We start from the raw sequence: 19,419 nt of genomic DNA, 5'->3' as shown, positions 1-19,419 counted from the left end.
CCCCGTGCGTATGGCCTCTCAGGGCACGACGCTACGACCTAGCGCCGCCAAGGGTGCAGGGGCCAGTTACACCGCTCTTCCCATCCGGAAGTTCCTTCCGGTGGGGTCGGCATCTGGAGCGTGCTCCAGTGCCATCCACGTCCCAACGTCCGCCGTGTAGACGGCGGCCTCACCGCCACGGCTGGGATCAGTTACCCACTTGACGCGCTCTCTGGCGAAGTGCTCGGTTCCGTACCAACTCACTTGAGTGGTCCTGCCGGGCAGGACCCAGCGCACCAGGAACACCTGGCGGTGCTTCGGCACCGCGTCGAGTGGCGCGTGCTTGCTCATGCGGCGATCAGCTCCTCGTCATAGGCAACGTCGTCAGGCTCCTCGGGAGGTTCGCCAGTGGGCGAACCACTGACCCATGTGGCGTCGTAGTCCTCGACGTGCCACGAGAACGTCGGCACTCCCACCGGCTTGGGCGTCGGTGTCGGCCACCACAGGCCGGCCCTGAGGGCCTGGTTCCACTCGTTCAGGGTCACGCACGACGCATGGATCGGACTCCGTCCGTCCATCCGCGCCCTGCCCTGGATCTCCTCCCCGCACCGGCAGCAAGGGGTGGCTGGTGGACAGTGCAGAACTCCGCTGATCATTGCTTCCCTCCATGGGCGTTACGTTGAGCTTTTGGTGGCCGCACCTGGGCGGCCTACACAGCTCGGCACAGACGACGAGCGCCCCGTCCTCACGGACGGGGACACTCAGGTACTCGGCGAAGTCGCGGAGCTGCTGGGCCGGCATCGAGAGCTTGCGATTCATGAGCTGCCCTCCGGGATAGTGGCGTAACGCTAAGTCGGGAGCAGACCCCCTGTTTCCGGCGCTCCCTGGGGTCAGGTGGGGCCTGGCGGAGCTGCCGGGCACGCGAGTACCCGGCAGCCGATTCCAGGGGTCTTAGCGTGACAACCGCGGCTTGACTCGGTAGGCCGCCTGACGGCAGGCAGGTGCGTGGTACTTCGCCGTCGAGCGGTAGGCCGTGAAGGTCTTGGAGCAGTGCGGACCCTGGCACTTCGCCTCATGCTGGGTGAGGGGTTGCCAGTGGTACAGCCGCACGTCAGGACACTTGGACGGCTTGCAGTGCGGGGACCGGTGCGTCTCGCAGTACTGGACGAGGTTCACGACTCCGCCTCGTCGCTTGTCGCAGGGGTAACGGTGATGATGAACTGCGACAGATCGACGGTGGCCGCAGGCTCTTCATCGGCCCTGGTCACTGTAAGGACGAACTGGCTCAGGTCCACGGTCCCCATCACGCAGCCGCCTCAACACTCAGGACCACGTCGACGTCATTCCAGTCCGTCACCGTGTCGTACTCAGCAGGGGTGATGTTGAGCTGGATCGAGGAGAAGGTGTCGGGGAGCGGCGCGTTGAGCAGCGTGGCTCGCACCGTGCTGGCACCCTCAATCAGCTGAACCGTCAGCGTTCCGCTGCTGGCGCTTCGCTTACGCGCCCGCACCGTCAGGTTGACGACGTCGGGTGACGTCGGGTCTGTCAGTTCAGACATCCCGACTCGAAGCAGTTGACCGTTGGGGTTCTCTGCACTCGTGGCGTACGTGGTGTCAGTGCCGTCCGAGAGAACCGGCCAGATGGTGCTGCCTGTGCTCGGCGTCCAGTTCGCCACGGTCACGTCAGCGTTCGGGTACGCCGTGTCCTCAGCGCCCAGCACGTTGATGGTGACCGTGGCGGGGTCAGAGGCGACGGCGCCCGCATCAGTGGCGATGAGCTGGAGAACCACCGAGCTGGACACGGCGGGTGCAGTGAAGCTGGGGTTCTCCGCCGTGGGGTCGTTCAGCGTGACGGCCGGCCCGGAGAGCTGGGTCCACTGCCACGTGTACGGTGCGCCAGCACCGCCATTGGCGGTAGCCGAGCCATCCAGGTTGACGGTGGCGCCTGCGGCAACGTTCTGATCCGGGCCGGCGTTGGCGATGGGCTTCGGAACGCCACTCTCCAGGTAGAGGATGACCAGCTGAAGGCGGTTCTGTACTGCGATGTCCGAATCCATTGTGACGCTGGGAATCTGCGCGTCACCAGTGAACGTCTTGTCAGCAACCAGCGCCGCCGAATTGCTACCCGAACCATGGACGGTGGTTCCCTGAGCGCGCATTGTGGTGCCGGACGAGCCGACGTCGAACGTCGGCTGCCCACCGCTGGTGACGGTGTACATCCCCAGGTAGACAGCGGTTCCCCCAGACCAGCCTTCCGTTGGCTGGGCACTCGGGAAGTCGAGGACCGTGCCCGAGCTTCCACCAGAGCCGGCCACAACCGGCGTCGCAGTCGAATCAAGGCCACTGGCCGCGTGGTAGAAGGCAATGACCCGGCCAGTCGTGCCACCGTTGGTGGAGATGGTGATGGTGGAGTTGGCGTCCCCGGCGATGGCAACTCGTCTGAAGACTTGGCGAGCGGCACCAGACCCAATGATTTGCCAGCCCGAGAGGTCCTCAAAGTCTCCAGCATTGGACGATGAGATGTTGAGGCCAGTGCTGGAGGTGTGGTTACCCTGCCAACTAGCGCCAACTGTGATGATGTCACCCGGCTGAATATTGGAGCCTAGGGTAATCTGGACAGAAGAGACGACGCTCGATACAGGAGTCGCGCCAGCGTTTCTGAAAGCCATGTGATGAACTCAATTCGAAATTGTTTTCGGGCATGGAAAAGCCCCGGAGAGTGGTGGATCTCCGGGGCTTTCTGGTGAGCTAGGTCAGTTGTTGATGAGGTAGGTCAACACCGTGGCCTTAATCTCCTCTTTGGTAGGCCAGCGGCCTAACTCGTGAGCAAGGCCAGCCGTGACAACGGCGCGGGCAACGACAGGGTCCCTTAGATCGAGGTCCATCACAGGCCCTTCAAGACGTCGAGATACGACGCAGCCAGAACCGCTTGCTGCTCTTCCATGTGTTCCTCATCGGCCCAAGCCTGAGCAGCCGTGCCGGCGTCCGGGGCGCCGCCCGTCGTCGTAGACGACACGGAGACCGGAGTACCTTGCTCACCGTCGTACTCGTACGACGTGGTTGTGATGCCGGGGCTGGACTCCTCCTGTTCACGCAACGTCGACAGGAACTGCTGGCGCTCTTCGTAGGTAGCGCGGCGGCCGAGGACGTTCCGCAGGGTCACATCAACCACGGTCCCAGCGGTGACTGGATCAGTGAGGTTGATGGTGCGCTGCACCTGAGTCTCGGTCCGAGGGCCAGACCCTTTCTCCGCCTTGGCGCGGTCAGCTTCCTGCTGAGCGGCACGAGCTTCGAGCCAGTGCCAGGGGTCCTTGGGGTCTGCACCAATGGTGCCTGCCGCATCCAGGTCCAGCAGGCCCATGCCCCAGAACTCGGACACTTCCGTTGGTGTCGCTGGGCGACCAAAGAACCGGTCCGCGAGGGCTTGCAGTCTTGTTCGATCAGGGGCCTTGGTGTCGACACCCTTGAGCGAACCGCCTTCCTTGCCGCCTCGCTCGCGCTCCACGTAGAAGTCCTGCTGGCCCTTCAAGCTGCCGGTGCGCTTGCCGCCAGGCTTCGACTCCGCCAGGACGCCGAAGCCTGGATTCCCTGGACGTCGGTAGCTGTACCGAGGCGACATCGGAATGTTCGGTTTAGGTGCCCAGTAGCGTGCCCAGCGTTCTGCCAATTCCGTCTTGAAAGGACTCTCTTCGATAGGCGCCGGGCCTAAGGTCGCCGCATACTGGCTGATGTAGTTCTCTAAGTCGGCATCCCCCGTATAGGTGAGGCCGCCGCCAGGGGTGAAATCCATTAGATACCCGATCCAAGTGTCATGTTGTGCTCCGGTAGGACTCGGTCCATCGCCTCCGCAAACATCAGGTTAGCCAGCTTGATTTGGCCAACTCCGGTGTTGTAAGCGAAAAGCAAGTCCGCGTTGTCGTTGTGCTCGATGCTGCGAGATCCGCCCGCCATGAAACGAGCATCAAGCTCGGCGCCGATACGCGCCTCCCAGTCCACAAACTCCGCCCAGCCGTCCCAGTCGGGACGGTCTGGCGCGTCGCCACTTTCGATGATCGACCTGATGGACCGGACGATGCCGTAGGTGCGGTCGGTGTCGAACTGGGACATGGCGTCACGCCAGCCGGGATACGTAGATGCCAGCTCGCCACGGATGCCGGCCTTGATCAGCTTCAGATCCTCGGCGCCGCGTTGGTCCACAGATTGCAGGCCACGAGCGGCAAGCTCAGCGTCGATCTTGACGTTCCAACGCTTCCACTCAGCCCAACCTTGGCGTTCCTCGGTGGCAGTCACCACCGCCTCTGGCCCGAGGGCTTCGCGGTGCTTCTGGTCGCTGAGGTCGGAGATCGGTGTCTCGGTCTGGTGCCGGTACACCTGGTAGTTGAACTCGTCCGTCTCTGCATCGAGACCGACGAGGGCCAGGCCAAGCTCAGGGTTCTTGGCGATCAGGTCCTTGTACCGCTCGGACTGGCGGAAGCCCGCCGATGTGGCGGGCACGCCAGAGTTGTTCTGTGTCGTGGCCGTCCACCAGATGGCCTGGTCGTCACCGGCCAGATCCAGGTACGCCTTGAAGCCCCCTTCACCGAAGCCGTGTTCGGACTGGACCTGATTGGCCATGTCAATGAACATCTGGCCCTTGACCTCGGGGTTGAACGAGGCCGGCGACATGAACCGGGCAGCGATCCAGGCCGCTTGCGCACCCTTGCCGATGTCCAGGGACTCTTGGAAGTCCGGTTCTGGGCCTTGGCGACCGTTGGCTACCCAATCGTTGTAGCGCTGCTGGTGCACCCTGGTCAGGGTCATCCGGTTGAAGACCGGATCGTTGGCACCCTTGAAGTACCGGAACGTCTCCGTCATCCAGGCGGCCGGGAACAGCGTCTTCTGAAGCGACGCCGGGCCGGTGGGGAGCAGGTACTTGTACATGAACGACGAGAAGGAGTTCTCGTCTGCCAAGTCCGGGTGATCCGCCAGCATGAACGTAGCCGGCGCTTGTACCCACGGGTGCGCACCGGGCAGCCACCACGGGTCACCTTGCAGAACGGTGTTGAGGCCGTTCTTGTTGATGCTGAACGTCTCGAAGATCTCCGCCGCTGCCGACTGGTCCCCCGGCACCAGCTTGTCCATGAACTTCAGCACGTTGCCGGCGCCGGGAATCCTGATGTAGTCCAGGTCCCCGTGGTCCGGGTCGTCCTTGCCGAGGCCGTTCTGGTCGACGAACTCAACGAAGCCGTTGTCATCGAGCTGTTGCCAGCCGTTGGTGTAGAGCCTCACGAACTGCTCGGGACGCTCGCTGATGATGCGTGCGTACCGCTGGAGCGATTCTGCCCAGGCGCCCTGGAACACCGTCAGGTGCCGCAGGGTGTGGGTCAGCCCGGACATCTCGTCTCCGGCGAACATGTACCGCCGGGTCTGGCGTAGCGCGTACTCGCGGGCCTGCCGCTCCATAATCTGGAGCGTTTCCTTGCCGATGGTCTGGCCAGCCTCAAGCTGGTCAGCAGCAGCCTTCAGCCGGTTTCGGTACATGCGGTTGAAGAACGGGTGCCGAACCAGGGAGTCCGTTGGAATGGTCGCAATCCAGTTGTAGACCTTGTCCCGAGCGGACGCCACAGACCGAGACAGCCGGCCACCAACGGCCATGTCCACAGCCGTAGAGTCCACGGCTTTGGGCGCCACGTCGAACCGCTGATCGATGATGTGCTGGAGGTCCACCTCGGTGATCGGCTCCCCGGTGGCCACCTTCGCCCGGAGGGCTTCGGTGGGCAGCAAGGTGTCGATACTGGCATCAAGCTCCTGTTGCCAGATGTCAGGCTTCGCACTGCGCCACTTGATGCGGGCGGCGTGGTCCCGGCCTTCACCCTTCACCCAGGTGGCCAGGTCTTTACCCTCAAGGCGAGCACGGACCGCAGGGTCCGGGCGGAGCTGATCGTTGATGATCCGCAGCCAGTTGGCGGCGTGCTCCTGGTCCCCGATGGTGGAGGAGAAGCCACGAGCTTCAGTGCGTAGACGCTTCAGCTCAGACTCATAGCTGGAGACCATCGTCTTGTGGAACGGTGCGGAGCTGGCGACCGTCCGGAAGACGTCACCAACACCCTGTTCGAACGCTCCCGCGTGCTCGATCTTCGCGCCGCTACGACCCTTGACCGTGCCGGACCGGGAACCGAGCTGATCCACCGTGCCGAACAAGCGGGCATAGCGAGCGCCACGACGGCCCACGTTGACCCTGAACCCATCCTTGACGGGGGTCACCATGAGCACGCCATCGGCGTGCGACAGCAGGTCTGCGTGATCATCGGCGAAGCGGGCCACGCCAGTGACGTCCTGCACTACGGCTTCGCCCACGTCGAGCGGAGTGACCGTGTCAACGTTGCGCACTCGGTTGGAAGCCAGGTCGTAGGCGAACGTCTCCCCGGACTCCATGGCTGCGTTGAGCTTGGTGATGATGGCTGGTGCCTTGGGCAGCCTCTTGCCGCCAACCTCGGCGCCTAGGCGCCGCTGGGTCCAGCGCTCGACCCCGGCAAGGTTCTTCTCCACCGAGGGCAGGCGAGACGTGTTGATCTCGTAGGCATCCTCGGTGCCCTCACGCACCAACAGAGGGTCCTGCGCCTGTCGGCGGCGGTAACGCCGCCGCTCCATCGCGTTCCACGTCCGAGATACCCGGTTGGCCGCACGGATCGGCAGGTTGACCAGGCCGATAGTTCCGGCCTTCACCGCGTCGGGAATCACCATCAAGGTGTTGGCGGCAGCAACGCCACGGATCATCTCGTCCGACACGTTGCGCACCACGTAGCCGCCACGGAACAGAACCAAGGGCTTCCAGTAGGAATTGAAGATGTTCATCGCCCAGTCGGCCATCTCGCCACCACGGGCAAGCTGGCCACGGAAGCCGCCGCCGTGCTGGGTCAGGATGTTGTCGAGGGCCTTAAGGTCCATCGGCACGTGGTAGTTCTTGAGCTGCGTGAGCGTCAGCGGAAGCTCAATGGTCTCTTCGGTGTTGTTGTTGTTGTACGAGTACCTGATCGGGTCGTCACTGGCTGCTGCGCTGTAGGCGCGGTTCTCCGTGTGCTGACGCTCAATGTCAGCGAACAACTCACCACGGCGGCGGTTGTACATGCTGGCGATCTGGCGGGCATCACCAGGGGTGAGCCCGTGCTTGCGAGCCACCAGCTCAATGCCGGCCATCTCGACCTGACCGGCGATGGTGCGCCGCTCCACATCAGTGGAGGCGGAGGCAGCCTTGTTCAGCATGTCCCGACGCCACAGGTCGATGTCGAGGCCACCGTCAGTGGCGGCTGCCAGGTTGTCGACGGCCTTCTGCCCACCGATGGCGAACGCCTCGCCTAGGTAGTTGTCAGCCGGCTGCCAGATGTTGCGCGACAGGTCCATGACGCCCGGCCGGTTCCGGAGGAACCCCGACTTCACCTTGACGTACGTGTGAGCCTTGCCGTTCGGGCCACTGCGGTATGTGTGGGCGGCGACGCCGCCGACGATGTCTCCAGCTTCCTGAGAGGCACGGGGCACCATGCTGGTGGACGCCTGGGCGACACGGTCATCAACCGCCGCCAAGAATCGGCGATGCGAGTCGTACTCATCCAGTTGCTCATTGAGCATGCCGCCTTCACGGCGAAGGGTCGCGAGATCCTTTTCCGCCGTGAACATGCGCTCGTAGCGCTGGAAGCCCGACAGGTTCGGGTTGGTAGCCGCTTCCTCCCAGGCCGCTTCAGCAAGGCGAACCTCGTCATCGAGCTGAGGGATGCGAGTGTCGCTGAGGTTGTCGATCTGCTGGGCGATCTGTCGGCCACGGTCGCCGAAGGCGGCCCGTAGCTTGTCAATGGCAGTCGGAGATCCGAGCAGTGCACCAACGCCGTGGTAGAACACGTCGTCGTCGAACTCATCGACGTAGGCCAGGTTCGCCTCATCCCACTTCCGGGCAGTCGACAGGTCGTGGAACAGGGCTGCGGCTGTGGGGTCGTGCCGAAACGCCTGCACCTGTTCGATCAGTCCGGTCTGGTCCAGCTCCCCGGCGCGTACCCGGTCACGAAGCTGGCCCACCTGCTCTCTAAGCTGGAGTGCTCTGGCTGCCACGGGGTTGACGAACCTCCGGGAACGCAGCTCCTCCAGTGCCTCATCCGGAGCGCCCACGATGCGCCGTATGGTGGCGGCGCTACCTCGCGGCAGTCGGTCCAGGTCGCCCTTGACGTACGCACGCACACGGCCGACACCGGCCGTGGCCACGGTCAGGGGGTCCGTGAACCACTCTTGAAGGAAGTCCGCCGTACCACTGGTGAGGTTGTAGGCGGTGTCGCTCTCGCGCAGCTCGCGGTACGTGGCATCTATCGGCAAGCCATCCTCACCGAAGCCGCCTTCGTAGCCAGCCTCGCGGACCTCGGGCTTGACGAACATGTCCGCCACCGACTGGCCGAACGTCGAATCCTCGGTCCGGCGCCACGCTTCGGCGTAGGTCTCAGCCTGAAGCCACGCTTCGAACGAATCAGCCCAGCTTTCGGACTTCTGCACCTCATCGAGCACGTTCCCGAGCTGAAGCGGGACCGAAAGACCCCGCTCGACAGGCTCACCGACATAGCGCTCGTACGCCTCCATGCCGGCACCAAGGCCGGAGCCGGCCCACTCACGGGCCTGCTCGTACTCATCCTCAGTGCCCATAAAGCGGTTCTGCTGATCGTTGAGAGACCGCACCGCATCCACGGCACCGCCAACCACGTCGCCCACGCCGCCGACCAGATCCCCGGCAGTGTCCCTGACGCGCTCGAAGAACGACCGCTTACGCGGTCCGTTCACCTGGCTGGAAAGGTTCATCATCCAGCCGAACATGTTGTTCAGGTACGCCTGGCGTGTGGCCTCGGTCTGGGCCACCGTCTGCATGGCGTTGATTGCCTGCTCGCGCTGAGTGGGGGTCAGCAACGTGGACGTGCCAATGGTCCACGCCACGCCGTAGTTCGGCTGAGGGCTCGTGCTGCTGGTCGTAGCGGCAGCGGCTTCGCCGACACGGTCGGCCCACCAGGTGTTGTGGCGTGTAGCCATTGAAATCCTATCCGGGTGTAATGAGAAAGCCCGCCACTATTTGTGGCGGGCTTCCCCGGTGTTCAGTCAGCTAGATCTAGCTTTGGCGGCAAGTCGTCCTCGGGATGATCCCCGCAGATTTCATGCCATATCTCGTCAGGCGTCGCACGAGGAACCTCGTAACCCAAATATTCGGCTAGGCGAGCCATCCGCCAATTCCGCTGTTCCCATTCGTAGCGCTCTTGCGCCTTCTGAATCCTGCGGAACTGGCGCCAGGTCTCGATGTCCTCAATGGGCGCTGGGTTGCTCACTGCGCAACCTCCGCCCGGAGCGCTCGAAGATCCTCGATGATCTCTCGGCGGCTTTCACCCGTGGCGACCACTTCTAGAGCGTCATCCACGGCAGCGACGTAACCGTCCCGGCGGAGCGCGGCACGGTCTTCAGCCGCATTGGCTAGCGCCATTCCCAGCAGCCAGGCACCCGTACGGGCAACAAGGCCATTCACGGGTTCACTCGCAGGACATTGACGGCCTTCGAGAAGGCCACCGCAGTTGCATAGCCACCGTCACGGCCTACGACCTCGATAGCGGCATCGATGGCGTCGTTCCACGCCTTGACGGCAGCCCTGTTGAGATCAGCCTGGGTGTACCGGGCGGCATCAACCTGAGCTTGGATGCGTTCAGCCCGAGCACCCGCGATGAACTTGTCATCCATCGGGGATGGCCTGCCCGTGATGATGTCAGGCATCTCACTTCGCCGCCTTCTCAATCTTGGCCAGCTCGGCCTCGGCTTCCTTGCGGAGCTTCGCTTCAAACTCCTCTGCCTCGGTGGCCCGCTTCTTCTCGATCAGCTCATCGAGCTTCGCCTGACGCTCATCGTCGGCGCGCTTGCGCACGCGCTCGGCCTTGTCGGCCTGGCGCTGCTTCTCCGCCTCGGCATTGGCCTTCGCATTAGCCGCCTTGCGGGCGGCAAGATTGGCCACGAAATCGCTCTGTCCTGTCAGCTCGCCATATTCATCAGGAGTGACGACCTCGACGAAGTCGACAGGGCCACCGTCATAGCCCTTCTTCGTGAGCTTGGTCGTTCCCCGGCTCATGGCGACAAACGCTCGCGCCTCGTCCTCGTCTGCGAAGGTGAGCGCCAACGTCGACTTGTTCATGCCGCGCTTGATGACAACAGCAACGCTCATGCGACGTAACCGCCCGTCGCCAGGCCAGCGCTACGCAGTCGGGCGTAGTACTCGTCTTTAGTCTCGCCGTCCTGGACCTCTGCGAACTGCCGGGCCTCAGCAGGGCTGCTGAACCGGGGCACCACAGGGGCCTTGGACGGCGCTACGGCGGCGTTGTAGGCCGCTACGGCGGCGCGCTGCTCTTCGCGGGTCCTGGCATTACCCAGGGCCTCTAGGGCCGCCTCACGGGCGCTGTCGTCCCGCTGGGCGGGCTGCTCCACGGCACCCGTCGCCGGGTTCGCAGCCTGGGCTTTCAGCTCGGCCAGCTCCCGCTCCATCTGCTGGATGCTCGCGGCCTGAGCCTGCTCCAACTCGCTCAGCTCGAAGTCCTCTGGAACGTCCTGATAGATCTCGTTGAACGCGGTCACTGCTACTCCTTCGGGTGTCTCGGGTGATTTCGGATGTGGAGTTCCCCAGCCCCGCGCCCACCCGAAGAGACGGGGGCTGGGGAGGTTCATGGGGATCAGTCCAGGGAGGCGGCGGGCGACTGGCTGTCGCCGTCGCCTTCGTCCTGGTCCTGCTGTGCGAGCAACATTCCGTGCTCGACATAGAGCGCCTTGTATCGCTCTTCCAGCGCCCTGTAATTGGCGCCGGTCTGCTCGATTAGCCCGTAGGCTGATTCGAGTTCTTGCCTCAGGGCTTGCACCTGCGCCTCAGCCTCACGAGCACGGCGATTCGCCCTGCCCTTGCGATTGGCTTCAGCGGCCACAGCTCGGCGGAAACGAGCTGCGCGAGGGTCGTTCCAATCAGTGAGTGGTTCGCCCTCGGCAACCGGGATGCTCTCAAACACGCTCTTTGCGTATTGCTCAATAACATCATCCGGGGCCACCCGGTCTTCATGTCGAAGTGCCGTTAGCCTTTCCGCTGGCTCTCGGGTTTCGTCATGCGTCATGGGCCTTCTCCAATCAGTGCCGGCGCCATGGACGGAGGAATCCTGACGCGCTCAATCCGGACTTCTACTCGGGCAGGGCCGGGACGCCACGCCTTTGCGTGACTGATCTGCACCGGGCATAGGGAGAGGGACCGAAGCACTACAACGCCTAGAGCGGGGCGGAGCACTTCGATCCCTCTACTTATACATAGGGTCCAGGATTCTGGGAATCGCCCGGAAATCCCCAAACTTTCTATGTGATATGCGTTACAGTCTTCCGGCGTTGAGCCGTTCTTCTCGATGCCGGTCACTGCGGACAATGGTCTTCAGAGAGTCGTTCTGATACGAGGCGACTGCATCGGCGGTCTCCGCTATGGTCTCGCCATTCACAGCCAGGTAGCTGAGCGGCACTTCCAGGTTCATGTTCGCCAGGCGAACCTGCTTCCCGTCCACCATGATTTTCTTGTCACCGTTGACTTTGCGGATCTCGTCCCGCACCACCCGCCGAAGCGGGTTGATCATCTTGCCCGAGGAGTACGGCTTGTCCCCCGCACCGCAGCCTTCGTCTGGGCAACCCCAGGCGTGCACGACGCTCGGGTTAAAGACAACCCAGTTCCACATGATCTGTGCCGCATCCATGCGCACCGTGTAACGCTGGCCGTAGGCGGCGTCATGGATGCCCTTGGTCACCCGGTCAGCCCAAGTCGGGAAGTGCTCGATCTCGTGGCCACGAGCGGCCCACCGCTCGACCCACTCAACGTGGTTGGACGGGTCCACGAATGCCGTGAACCAGGTGGTGAACTTCGCACTGTCGAACAGGTAGGAGTGGAAGACCATTTTCTGTTATCCGTTCACTCGGGTTACGTGTCCGTGGGACCGGCGCGGGTCACACGCTCTGCTCACTCAGGTGTTGGTCCGTGCTTGATGGTCAGGCGGCGGAGGGCTGGACGTAGCCGCCGCGCTTGGCTTCCTCGGCATACTCCGGTCGCCAGGTGAGGCGACCGTCAACGCGATGCAAGTACTTCCCGAGCAACTTCTTCTCGGACAGGCCCTTGCTTATGGATCGGGCCTTATCGACGCCCTTGGAGATGCCGGGATGCTCGGCGGCGACCAGTTGACCAATCTCAGCGTTGCTCTTCTCGGCGTGGTTCTCGACTACCCAGAAGCAGGCCTCGGCCAGGGCGCCGGAGAGGCGGGGTCGAGACCCGCCCTGAGCGCCAGTCCCGTCAACGGCGGCGTGGTCAAGAGACGTGTTGGGTATGCCGGGGGTCACCCACCGTCGGACCGCCTCGGCCTGCTCGCCGCTCTGCGAGCTGCCCCTGACGATGAACGTCTCCTTCTTGGTCCTGAAGGTGGTCCACTGGCGAACAGCAGCCTTGATGTAGGTCGAGCCCATGCCGTACTTGGTCTGGCCGTGGTCTCCGATCTTCTCGGAGCTGTGATGCAGGAACACGACCACACAACCCAGATCGGTCAACTCGATCAGGAACGTCGTGGCCGGCCCCGTCTTGGACGGGTCCGACACTTGCTCCTCGACTAGACCGCCGTAGTGGTCCAGGATCACCAGGGTTCCCGGCCCGACGCCGACCATCTCCAGCTTCGCCTTGATCTCGTCCAGTTCCTGACGCGTGGCGCCTCGTGGCGCACGGGCCGTCAGAAGGTTGTCGAGCGACTCCACCGGCACCCCACCGGACACCAGGCGGTCTGCGTACTCGCGTTCGGCGCCGGGGTCCGTGGTCAGCAAAAGCACCCGCTCGATGCGCCAGTTAAGCGGCACGTCGAAGAACGCCGTGTCCGTCAGGGCGGCGCGGATCAGCTCACAGGCGCCGATGCTCTTCGCCGCCTTCGGCGGCCCGACGAACTGTGTCAAGGCACCGGATACGAAGCCGGGAACCAGTGGCTCCGGGCTGGACATGGCCATCGTCGCGGCCTCCCACAGGGTGGGGAATGGCTCCACGCTGGAAGCCCTAATCGGCGCCGCCAGGTCTGGCACGATGAGCGTCTCACCGTTCAGCACGCGCGGTCTCCTCCCGAAGGATGCGGCGGTACATCGAGCGCACCAGCGCCTCGGCTTCCTTCACGGCGTGGACCGCCTCGGGCGGGTAGTCCAGAATCGCGGTGGTCATGAGCGTGAGTCCCTCCCTCTTGCCTGCCTCTTGACACCATTCTCCAGGAGTGCTAACTGCGCCCGCAACCGACATCGTTGCTGGTAAAGGCCCAGGTCGCGCCCATAGAGCTTGTCGTTGAAACAACGTCATGGGTGGCGAAGTGCAGCGACGGGCGGCCCCACGGAGCCACAGCGGCGGCAGAGATTTGTAAAGATCTTGGCGGCCCGATCGAGGCTTGTCCCCGTGTCCCCGTTGTCCCCGTGTCCCCTATATATAGGGCCGGGGACAAGCCCCGGGGACACCTAGGCTCTATGGCTCTAGAGCCATGCATCGGCGCACCGCGAGGCCGGCTTTCGCCGGAGTCCGCGCCCTGCCGCCGCATGGTCCCCCAAGGCTCTATGCCAGCGCCGAAGGGCGCCCCGCGCCCGTAGGCGCGCTTTGGCCATGACCCAGGACCTGGCTCTAGAGCCATAGCGCGCCGGACGGCGCCCATGGTCACGGGGAACCGGCTTCGCCGACGCCCCGACGCCATGCTCCGCTGACGCGGCGCTCTAAGTTCTCAGTACGCCGCCGTCCGCTGGCGCGGCCGTCGGCTTGCAGCGACGGAAGAACGGTACGGGCTAGGCACTAGGAGTCCTGGAGCCATCGCCACGCCGAGACCGCTTCGCGGAGCCGGCGACCCGATGAGAACAGGTGACCTCAGCGGCCCGCCCCCGAAGGGCGGCCCATAGCTTCAGCCAAGGGCCTAGACCTAGGGCCTCGGTAGCTTTGCCTTGTCGCTGACATCTCTTCCCGTCGCCGGAACGCTTCAGCGCAGTAGCGCATGAGTGCGTCACCAGCATCGCCGTAGGCGCGTCGTGGGGCAACGATGCGCTGTAGTCCAGGGCGCCATGGAGGCGCCCACAGGCGCCTCGCCAGAGTCCAATGAACCCAACCCCTAAAGCCACCCTGAACCCAACGGTGGCCTAGCGAAAACTACCCCCCAGTTCGGACCCCATATTGCAGGGCTGTTTGACGCCCGTTCGGGGGTAGTTGGGGGGCTGGATGCGGGGGTCCAGAACCCAAAATTTAACGCGCATTTGGATCTGCGCTCAGTATGAGAAGGCCGGCGCCGGATTAAGCAACGGGGGGTCAAGACCCCTGCTCGCGAGGCCGAAAGCCGCAGGCTCCCACCAGCGCCGGCCAACCAGCCGGCGCCCTGCCAGGGGGCGAACACCCAGGCCAGGGGCACAGCAGCCAGGAAATGGTACCGCTCTGGCTATTGGGCACCAGGCACCCATATGTGCATGGCGCATGGCTACCGCTTCCAGACAGAAGCGGTACAGCTTGGCCTCAGAAGCACGTCAGGTGCGTACAGATGCTTGGCTCATGACCATGGATGCAGGGCAATACCCACTGAGTCGGTAGGGATTCAGGCGCGGATGGCGCAAAGCGCCCACCCCATTGAGTCCGTCTTGAGCACTTCAAGAGCCTTGGCTTCAGCGGGTCTGAGTGGCAATCGTCCTGCCCTGCTCATCTACGGACAGCTCTAGACCGAAGCCCTTGCGCTCCAGCTCCTCGTTGGTGGCCTGCGGCCACTCCTTGTCTTCGACCACGAGCCGCTGGGGTGCTGATGCTGGGTGCACCACGACCCGCATCACCTGGCGCATGAGATGCACTCGGTAGTCGTCGTCGGACTCCGCCCAGTGCTTGGCCATGGTCCCGTGGTGCACGAGGCGCATCTCACCCTTGGGCTTGCCCTGCTGTAGCTCGGTCTTCCTGCGCTCCAGGGTCTCCACCTGCTCCATGAGGGCCGGCCTGTCAGCCGGCCTGTTGCGCATGGCGGCGAAGCACTCATCGATCTCAACGTCGATCTCGGCTAGCTGCTCGATGGTGTCGTCTGGCTCTTGCTCGTCGCGCTCGGTCTTGATGACCGGCGCTGCCCCGTAGAAGCCGAGGAACCAGTCTTCGACGAACTGGTCTGCCACATCTCGGAGGATGCTGGCCCTGAGCTTGTGGTTGCCGGCGCACAGGTACGTGCCGCCACGGTGGGGACGCATGGACTGGTTGAGGTAGAGCCGCTTGTCGCAGTGGTGGCAGAAGAACACCGGGCCGTAGCCCGGTGCCTTGCTGCCCTGTCGTCGCTGTGGTGCGGATTGCTCCAGGCGCCGCTGTAGCGTCTGCCATTGGCTCATGGTGATGAGTGCTGCGTCCTTGTCGACGCGACCTGACGGCCCGCGTCCGTAGAGCCTGGGGTTGCGCACCAGCTTCCACAGGTTCACCTGTGGGATACCGAGGCTGAGCGCTTCACCGTTGACTGACGCGCCGTCAATGATCCGCAGCACTGCATCCCGAAGCCGTGGCCCTTCGTCCGGGTGTGGCCGCACCACGAGCCACCCCTTCACGTCGTCGCGCACACTGCGGAAGCCGAAGGGCAGCCGCCCGTAGCCGTGTCGGCCGTCGCGGTCGAAGGTCTCGATGGCACCCTTGACCCGCTCCCGGATGATGCCGGCTTCGAGTTCAGCCAGTGCCGCCAGCAGAGTCAGAGTGAACTTGCCGTATGGGCCTCGCGTGTCGATCTGCTGATCTACGAACACCACGGAAGCGCCAACCTCATCGGCGCGCTTCACAATGTCCAGGAGGTCACCGACGGACCGCGCCAAGCGGTCCACCTTGAGCGCCACGAGCACGTCGCCCTGCCCCAGCTCTGCGGTCAGGCGCTCACGCTCGGGCCGTCGCACCTTCTTGGAGGCGGACACGCCTTCGTCCACGTACCACTCGATGGCCTCGCCCTCGTGGTGGTAGTCCCGCCAGCGCTCGATCTTGTATCGCTGCTGTTCAACCGACTGGGACTCGTCGGTGCGCTTCGAGATCCTGGCGTAGGCTCGAATAGTTCCGCTTTGGTGCTTGACCTTTGGAGTCATGGCATGAGAGCGTAGCGCTACTCGCCGCTCGAAGAGTATTCCCAGTGCCAGGGCTCGGGGTTGGAGCCGCCGGGCCGGGCCCAGCCGGGATTGTGCCATCCGAAGTCGTCGGCCGTGGCGTCGAGCCAGCCGTACAGCTGGCCGTCGAAGGAGTTCGCGCCGCAGCCGACGTCGACGGCGAGGCCCCAGCCGTGCTTGCTGGTGCCGGGCGCCGCGGCCAGCCCGGGCTTGCGGTTGGCGACGTCCACCTGCGCCTCGTAGCTGCGGTAGGAGTCGGTGAGGCAGGCCACCAGGCTCTCGCCGGTCTCGGCGCGGTAGTGGGCGTCGAGCGCCAGGAAGGCCGCTGCCGCGTCCGGCTGCAGTTCATGGCCCTCTCCGATGGGGCACAGGTGTTCGTCGCCCAGCTCGCCGTTGGCGACGTCGTCGCCGGGGACGGTGGCCGCGCAACCCTCGACGGGCGGGAACCCGGTGGGCGTGGGGGTCGGTGCCGGGGTCGGCGCCGGCGTGGGAGCCGGAGCCGGCGCGGCCGGGACCGACGGCGTCGGGGTGGGCGCCGGCGTGGCGGCTGGGCCGGAGCCCGCCTGCGGGGAGGGGGTGCCGCGGTCGTCGGAGCGAGCGGCGTCGCCCGCGGCCTCCTCGCGTAGTCCCTCCACCTCGAACGGGACGGGCGACACCGGCGCGATCGCGGCCGTGGAGTCGGCGGGGAGCGCGGGAAGTGTCGTGACCCCCACGGCGGCACCGGCGGCCGCGCCGGCGCCGGCGACGGGCAGCACGAAGCGCAACAGGCGCGGTGCGGGACGCCGCTTGTGCCTCGAGATGCGGCCGCCGCGTCGACCTGCGGCGTGTCGAGCTGGCACGAGCGGTGGTCCTCCGGGGTCAGGTCAGGGCCACGTCAGGGCCAGGACAGGTCACAGCACGATAACGGCCAGACGACTCTAACCCGATTCGTCCGATTCGCCGAAACCGGCCCCCTCGATCTGGTCCAGCCGGCGCAGGATGACGCCCTCACGCAGTGCCCACGGGCACACGTCGACCGAGTCGACGTCGAAGAGATCCATGGCGGCGTCGGCGACGATCGCGCCGGCGAGCAACTGCTCCGCCCGGCCGGCCGACACCCCCTGCAGCTTGGCCCGGTCCGCCGCCGGCATAGAACCCAGCTTCTTCACCAGAGCCTCGACGTCGTCCCTGCTCAAGGTGCGGCGAACGTACGGGCCGTCACCCGACGGCGCGGCACCGGCCACCCGGGCGAGGGACCGGAAGGTCTTGCTGGACGCGACCGCCTGGTCGGGGTCGCCGTAGCGGCTGACGCTGCCCACGATCGAGGCGATCTCGGCCCGCACGTGCCGGCGCAGCGCCCGGACCTCGTCCTTGGACGGCGGGTCCTCGCTGAACCAGTCACGGGTGAGCCGGGCCGCCCCGAGCGGCAGCGACACGGCCACGTCGGGATCCTCGTCGATGCCCGCCGCCAGCTCCAGCGAGCCGCCACCGATGTCGAAACTGAGCAGCCGGCCACTGGACCAGCCGTACCAGCGCCGGACCGCCAGGAAGGTGAGCCGCGCCTCGTCCTCGCCGGACAGGATCTGCAGGTCGACACCGGCCTTCTCACGCACCTGGTCGAGCACCGCGGTGCCGTTGACGGCCTCCCGCAGCGCCGACGTCGCGAAGGCCAGCATGGACGTGGCGCCCTTGTCCTCGGCGACCTCGACCGCGCTCTGGCAGCACTCGACCAGCCGCTGAGCCCCCTGTTTGCCGATGGAGCCGGACTTGTCGAGCAGCTCGACCAGCCGCAGGTCGGTCTTCTGCTTGTACACCGGCAGCGGCCGAGCGCCCCGGTGAGCGTCGACCAGCAGCAGGTGAACGGTATTGGAGCCGACGTCGAGCACACCCATGCGCACGGAGTCGACGATACCCGTGTCGTACGGCCGCCGCGCTCGTACTCTCGATGGGGTGGAGCTGAGGACGCAGGGTGCCCGGGGCTGGGTCGAGTTCACCGATCCCGCCGACGACGGCCAGGTCGTGCGCTGCGACCTCACCTGGCTCACATCACGCTGGACGTGCATCTTCGGCCAGGGCTGTCCGGGCATCTACGCCGAGCGCCCCGACGACGGATGCTGCACACACGGCGCCCACTTCTCCGATGAGGACGACGAGAAGCGCGTCCGTGCCGCCGCCCTGCAGCTGGGTCCGGACATCTGGCACCTGCGCGAGGACGGCCTGCGCGGCGGGGTGGTCGAGACGGACGAGGACGGCGAGCGCAAGACCCGCGTCGTCGACGGCGCCTGCGTGTTCCACAACCGGCCGGGCTTCGCCGGCGGCACCGGCTGCGCGCTGCACGCGTACGCCCTGAGCGTCGGAAAGCACCCGCTGGAGACCAAGCCCGACGTGTGCTGGCAGCTGCCGATCCGGCGGGCCTACCGCGAGGCCGAACGGCCCGACGGCAGCACCTACCTCGAGATCACCATCGGCGAGTACGACCGCGCCGGCTGGGGCCCCGGCGGGCATGACATGGACTGGTACTGCACCACGGCCACCGAGGCGCACGTCGGCGCACGGCCGGTGTACGTGTCGAACGAGCCGGAACTGCGGGCGCTGATCGGCGACAAGGCCTACGACGAACTGGCACGGCACTGCGAGGCGTTCATGGCCGCCCAGCTCCCCCTCCTGGTGCACCCCGCGACCGCCGCCGCCACCCCACCTGACCCCGCCCCGAAATGATCACGTCCACCATGGGTGTTCCCTCTCCACCATGGATGCTTGCCTGGTGAAGCGGGAGAGCGCCTGCAGGAGTCCGAGGCCGTCGGTCGCCGCTGCCGCCGCCCTGTGAGCCGTCGCCGGGGCCACATAGCGGGCTGCGGGTCACACGTCACTCGCCTCGGGGCCATACCGGACGGTTGACGCGCCAGAGTTCGACCGCGCGGCGAGTGACGTGACCCGAAGGGTGCACAGTAGGCGCAGCCATCTGCCCGTTAGGCGCCACCGGGAACGACGACGTGACGGTCGCCGCACGTGCGACGAGGCAGGCTCTCGCGGCGTGGCCGTGAGTCGGCGCGGTGAACGGGGTCGACACGACTCCGCATCCGGGCCCGCCCATGCTCCCGCCTCCCTTCCCTGCGTTGATCTTGGAGAGATCGCGCAACCACAGGGTGAAATGTCCGATTGATTCCGCGATTAGTCCAAGATCAACACGGGAGCGCCGCGGGAGGCGGCGGGGCGGTCCGGTCAGGGCTCAGGTGACCGTGGCGCGGACCGTGCTGCCCGCGTCGGGATACGGGGCAGGACGACGGATCTGCGCCCCGGCATCCGCTGCCCACTGCGG

The 19,419-nt window shown here is 65.3% G+C and carries 17 protein-coding genes; 1 reads left to right on the top strand and 16 read right to left on the bottom strand.

All coding sequences use genetic code 11. The features are described 5' to 3' along the window. Positions 1-66: 66 nt before the first annotated feature. The 16 genes from JIAGA_RS0103700 to JIAGA_RS0103615 all read right to left on the bottom strand — a co-directional run bounded on the left by JIAGA_RS0103700 (position 67) and on the right by JIAGA_RS0103615 (position 17,998). A complete protein-coding gene (locus JIAGA_RS0103700; protein ID WP_026874619.1) occupies positions 67-330 on the bottom strand; it encodes a hypothetical protein in 264 nt (87 codons plus the stop codon). Then, a complete protein-coding gene (locus JIAGA_RS0103695; protein ID WP_157552664.1) occupies positions 327-524 on the bottom strand; it encodes a hypothetical protein in 198 nt (65 codons plus the stop codon). The genes JIAGA_RS0103700 and JIAGA_RS0103695 overlap by 4 nt, the downstream gene beginning before the upstream one ends. A gap of 627 nt (positions 525-1,151) precedes the next feature. Then, positions 1,152-1,274 (bottom strand): hypothetical protein, encoded by a 123-nt coding sequence (locus JIAGA_RS35880; protein ID WP_281172661.1) that lies wholly within the window; start codon positions 1,272-1,274, stop codon positions 1,152-1,154. An 8-nt stretch (positions 1,275-1,282) separates the two neighbouring features. Beyond that, positions 1,283-2,647 carry a PKD domain-containing protein gene (locus JIAGA_RS0103680; RefSeq protein ID WP_157552661.1) on the bottom strand — a complete coding sequence of 455 codons (1,365 nt, stop codon included), beginning with the start codon at positions 2,645-2,647 and terminating at the stop codon, positions 1,283-1,285. Positions 2,648-2,862: 215 nt separating this feature from the next. Further along, positions 2,863-3,768 carry a hypothetical protein gene (locus JIAGA_RS34270; RefSeq protein ID WP_157552659.1) on the bottom strand — a complete coding sequence of 302 codons (906 nt, stop codon included), beginning with the start codon at positions 3,766-3,768 and terminating at the stop codon, positions 2,863-2,865. Then, entirely contained in the window at positions 3,768-9,014 is a 5,247-nt protein-coding gene (locus JIAGA_RS0103665) for a hypothetical protein (protein ID WP_026874615.1), read from the bottom strand. Before JIAGA_RS0103665 ends, JIAGA_RS34270 begins: the two co-directional genes overlap by 1 nt. Positions 9,015-9,494: 480 nt before the next feature. Next, positions 9,495-9,740 (bottom strand): hypothetical protein, encoded by a 246-nt coding sequence (locus tag JIAGA_RS0103660; RefSeq protein WP_026874614.1) that lies wholly within the window; start codon positions 9,738-9,740, stop codon positions 9,495-9,497. Position 9,741: 1 nt separating this feature from the next. Beyond that, entirely contained in the window at positions 9,742-10,182 is a 441-nt protein-coding gene (locus JIAGA_RS0103655) for a hypothetical protein (RefSeq protein WP_157552656.1), read from the bottom strand. Next, positions 10,179-10,589 carry a hypothetical protein gene (locus JIAGA_RS0103650; protein WP_026874612.1) on the bottom strand — a complete coding sequence of 137 codons (411 nt, stop codon included), beginning with the start codon at positions 10,587-10,589 and terminating at the stop codon, positions 10,179-10,181. Before JIAGA_RS0103650 ends, JIAGA_RS0103655 begins: the two co-directional genes overlap by 4 nt. Before the next feature lie 95 nt (positions 10,590-10,684). Then, the gene (locus tag JIAGA_RS34265; RefSeq protein WP_157552653.1) at positions 10,685-11,113 is read right to left on the bottom strand and encodes a hypothetical protein; all 429 of its coding nucleotides are present in this window, start codon (positions 11,111-11,113) and stop codon (positions 10,685-10,687) included. Positions 11,114-11,359: 246 nt separating this feature from the next. Beyond that, positions 11,360-11,929, bottom strand: coding sequence for a hypothetical protein (locus JIAGA_RS0103640; RefSeq protein WP_026874611.1), 570 nt, complete (start codon positions 11,927-11,929; stop codon positions 11,360-11,362). Between the two features lie 91 nt (positions 11,930-12,020). Beyond that, the gene (locus tag JIAGA_RS0103635) at positions 12,021-13,109 is read right to left on the bottom strand and encodes an AAA family ATPase (RefSeq protein WP_157552650.1); all 1,089 of its coding nucleotides are present in this window, start codon (positions 13,107-13,109) and stop codon (positions 12,021-12,023) included. Further along, entirely contained in the window at positions 13,096-13,218 is a 123-nt protein-coding gene (locus JIAGA_RS35875; protein WP_281172660.1) for a hypothetical protein, read from the bottom strand. Before JIAGA_RS35875 ends, JIAGA_RS0103635 begins: the two co-directional genes overlap by 14 nt. Before the next feature lie 1,460 nt (positions 13,219-14,678). Further along, entirely contained in the window at positions 14,679-16,103 is a 1,425-nt protein-coding gene (locus JIAGA_RS32740) for a recombinase family protein (RefSeq protein ID WP_051425664.1), read from the bottom strand. A 17-nt stretch (positions 16,104-16,120) separates the two neighbouring features. Further along, complete coding sequence (locus JIAGA_RS32735; protein WP_157552647.1) at positions 16,121-16,960, bottom strand: M15 family metallopeptidase; 840 nt, start codon at positions 16,958-16,960, stop codon at positions 16,121-16,123. Positions 16,961-17,038: 78 nt separating this feature from the next. Further along, complete coding sequence (locus JIAGA_RS0103615) at positions 17,039-17,998, bottom strand: Ppx/GppA phosphatase family protein (RefSeq protein ID WP_026874609.1); 960 nt, start codon at positions 17,996-17,998, stop codon at positions 17,039-17,041. Between the two features lie 52 nt (positions 17,999-18,050). Between JIAGA_RS0103615 and JIAGA_RS0103610 the strand changes: the two genes are divergently transcribed. Then, positions 18,051-18,818 carry a DUF3109 family protein gene (locus JIAGA_RS0103610; protein WP_026874608.1) on the top strand — a complete coding sequence of 256 codons (768 nt, stop codon included), beginning with the start codon at positions 18,051-18,053 and terminating at the stop codon, positions 18,816-18,818. Positions 18,819-19,419: the final 601 nt, after the last annotated feature.

The sequence above is a fragment of the Jiangella gansuensis DSM 44835 genome (assembly GCF_000515395.1).
Classification (GTDB): Bacteria; Actinomycetota; Actinomycetes; order Jiangellales; family Jiangellaceae; genus Jiangella; species Jiangella gansuensis.
This window is presented reverse-complemented; position numbering and strand designations above follow the sequence as displayed.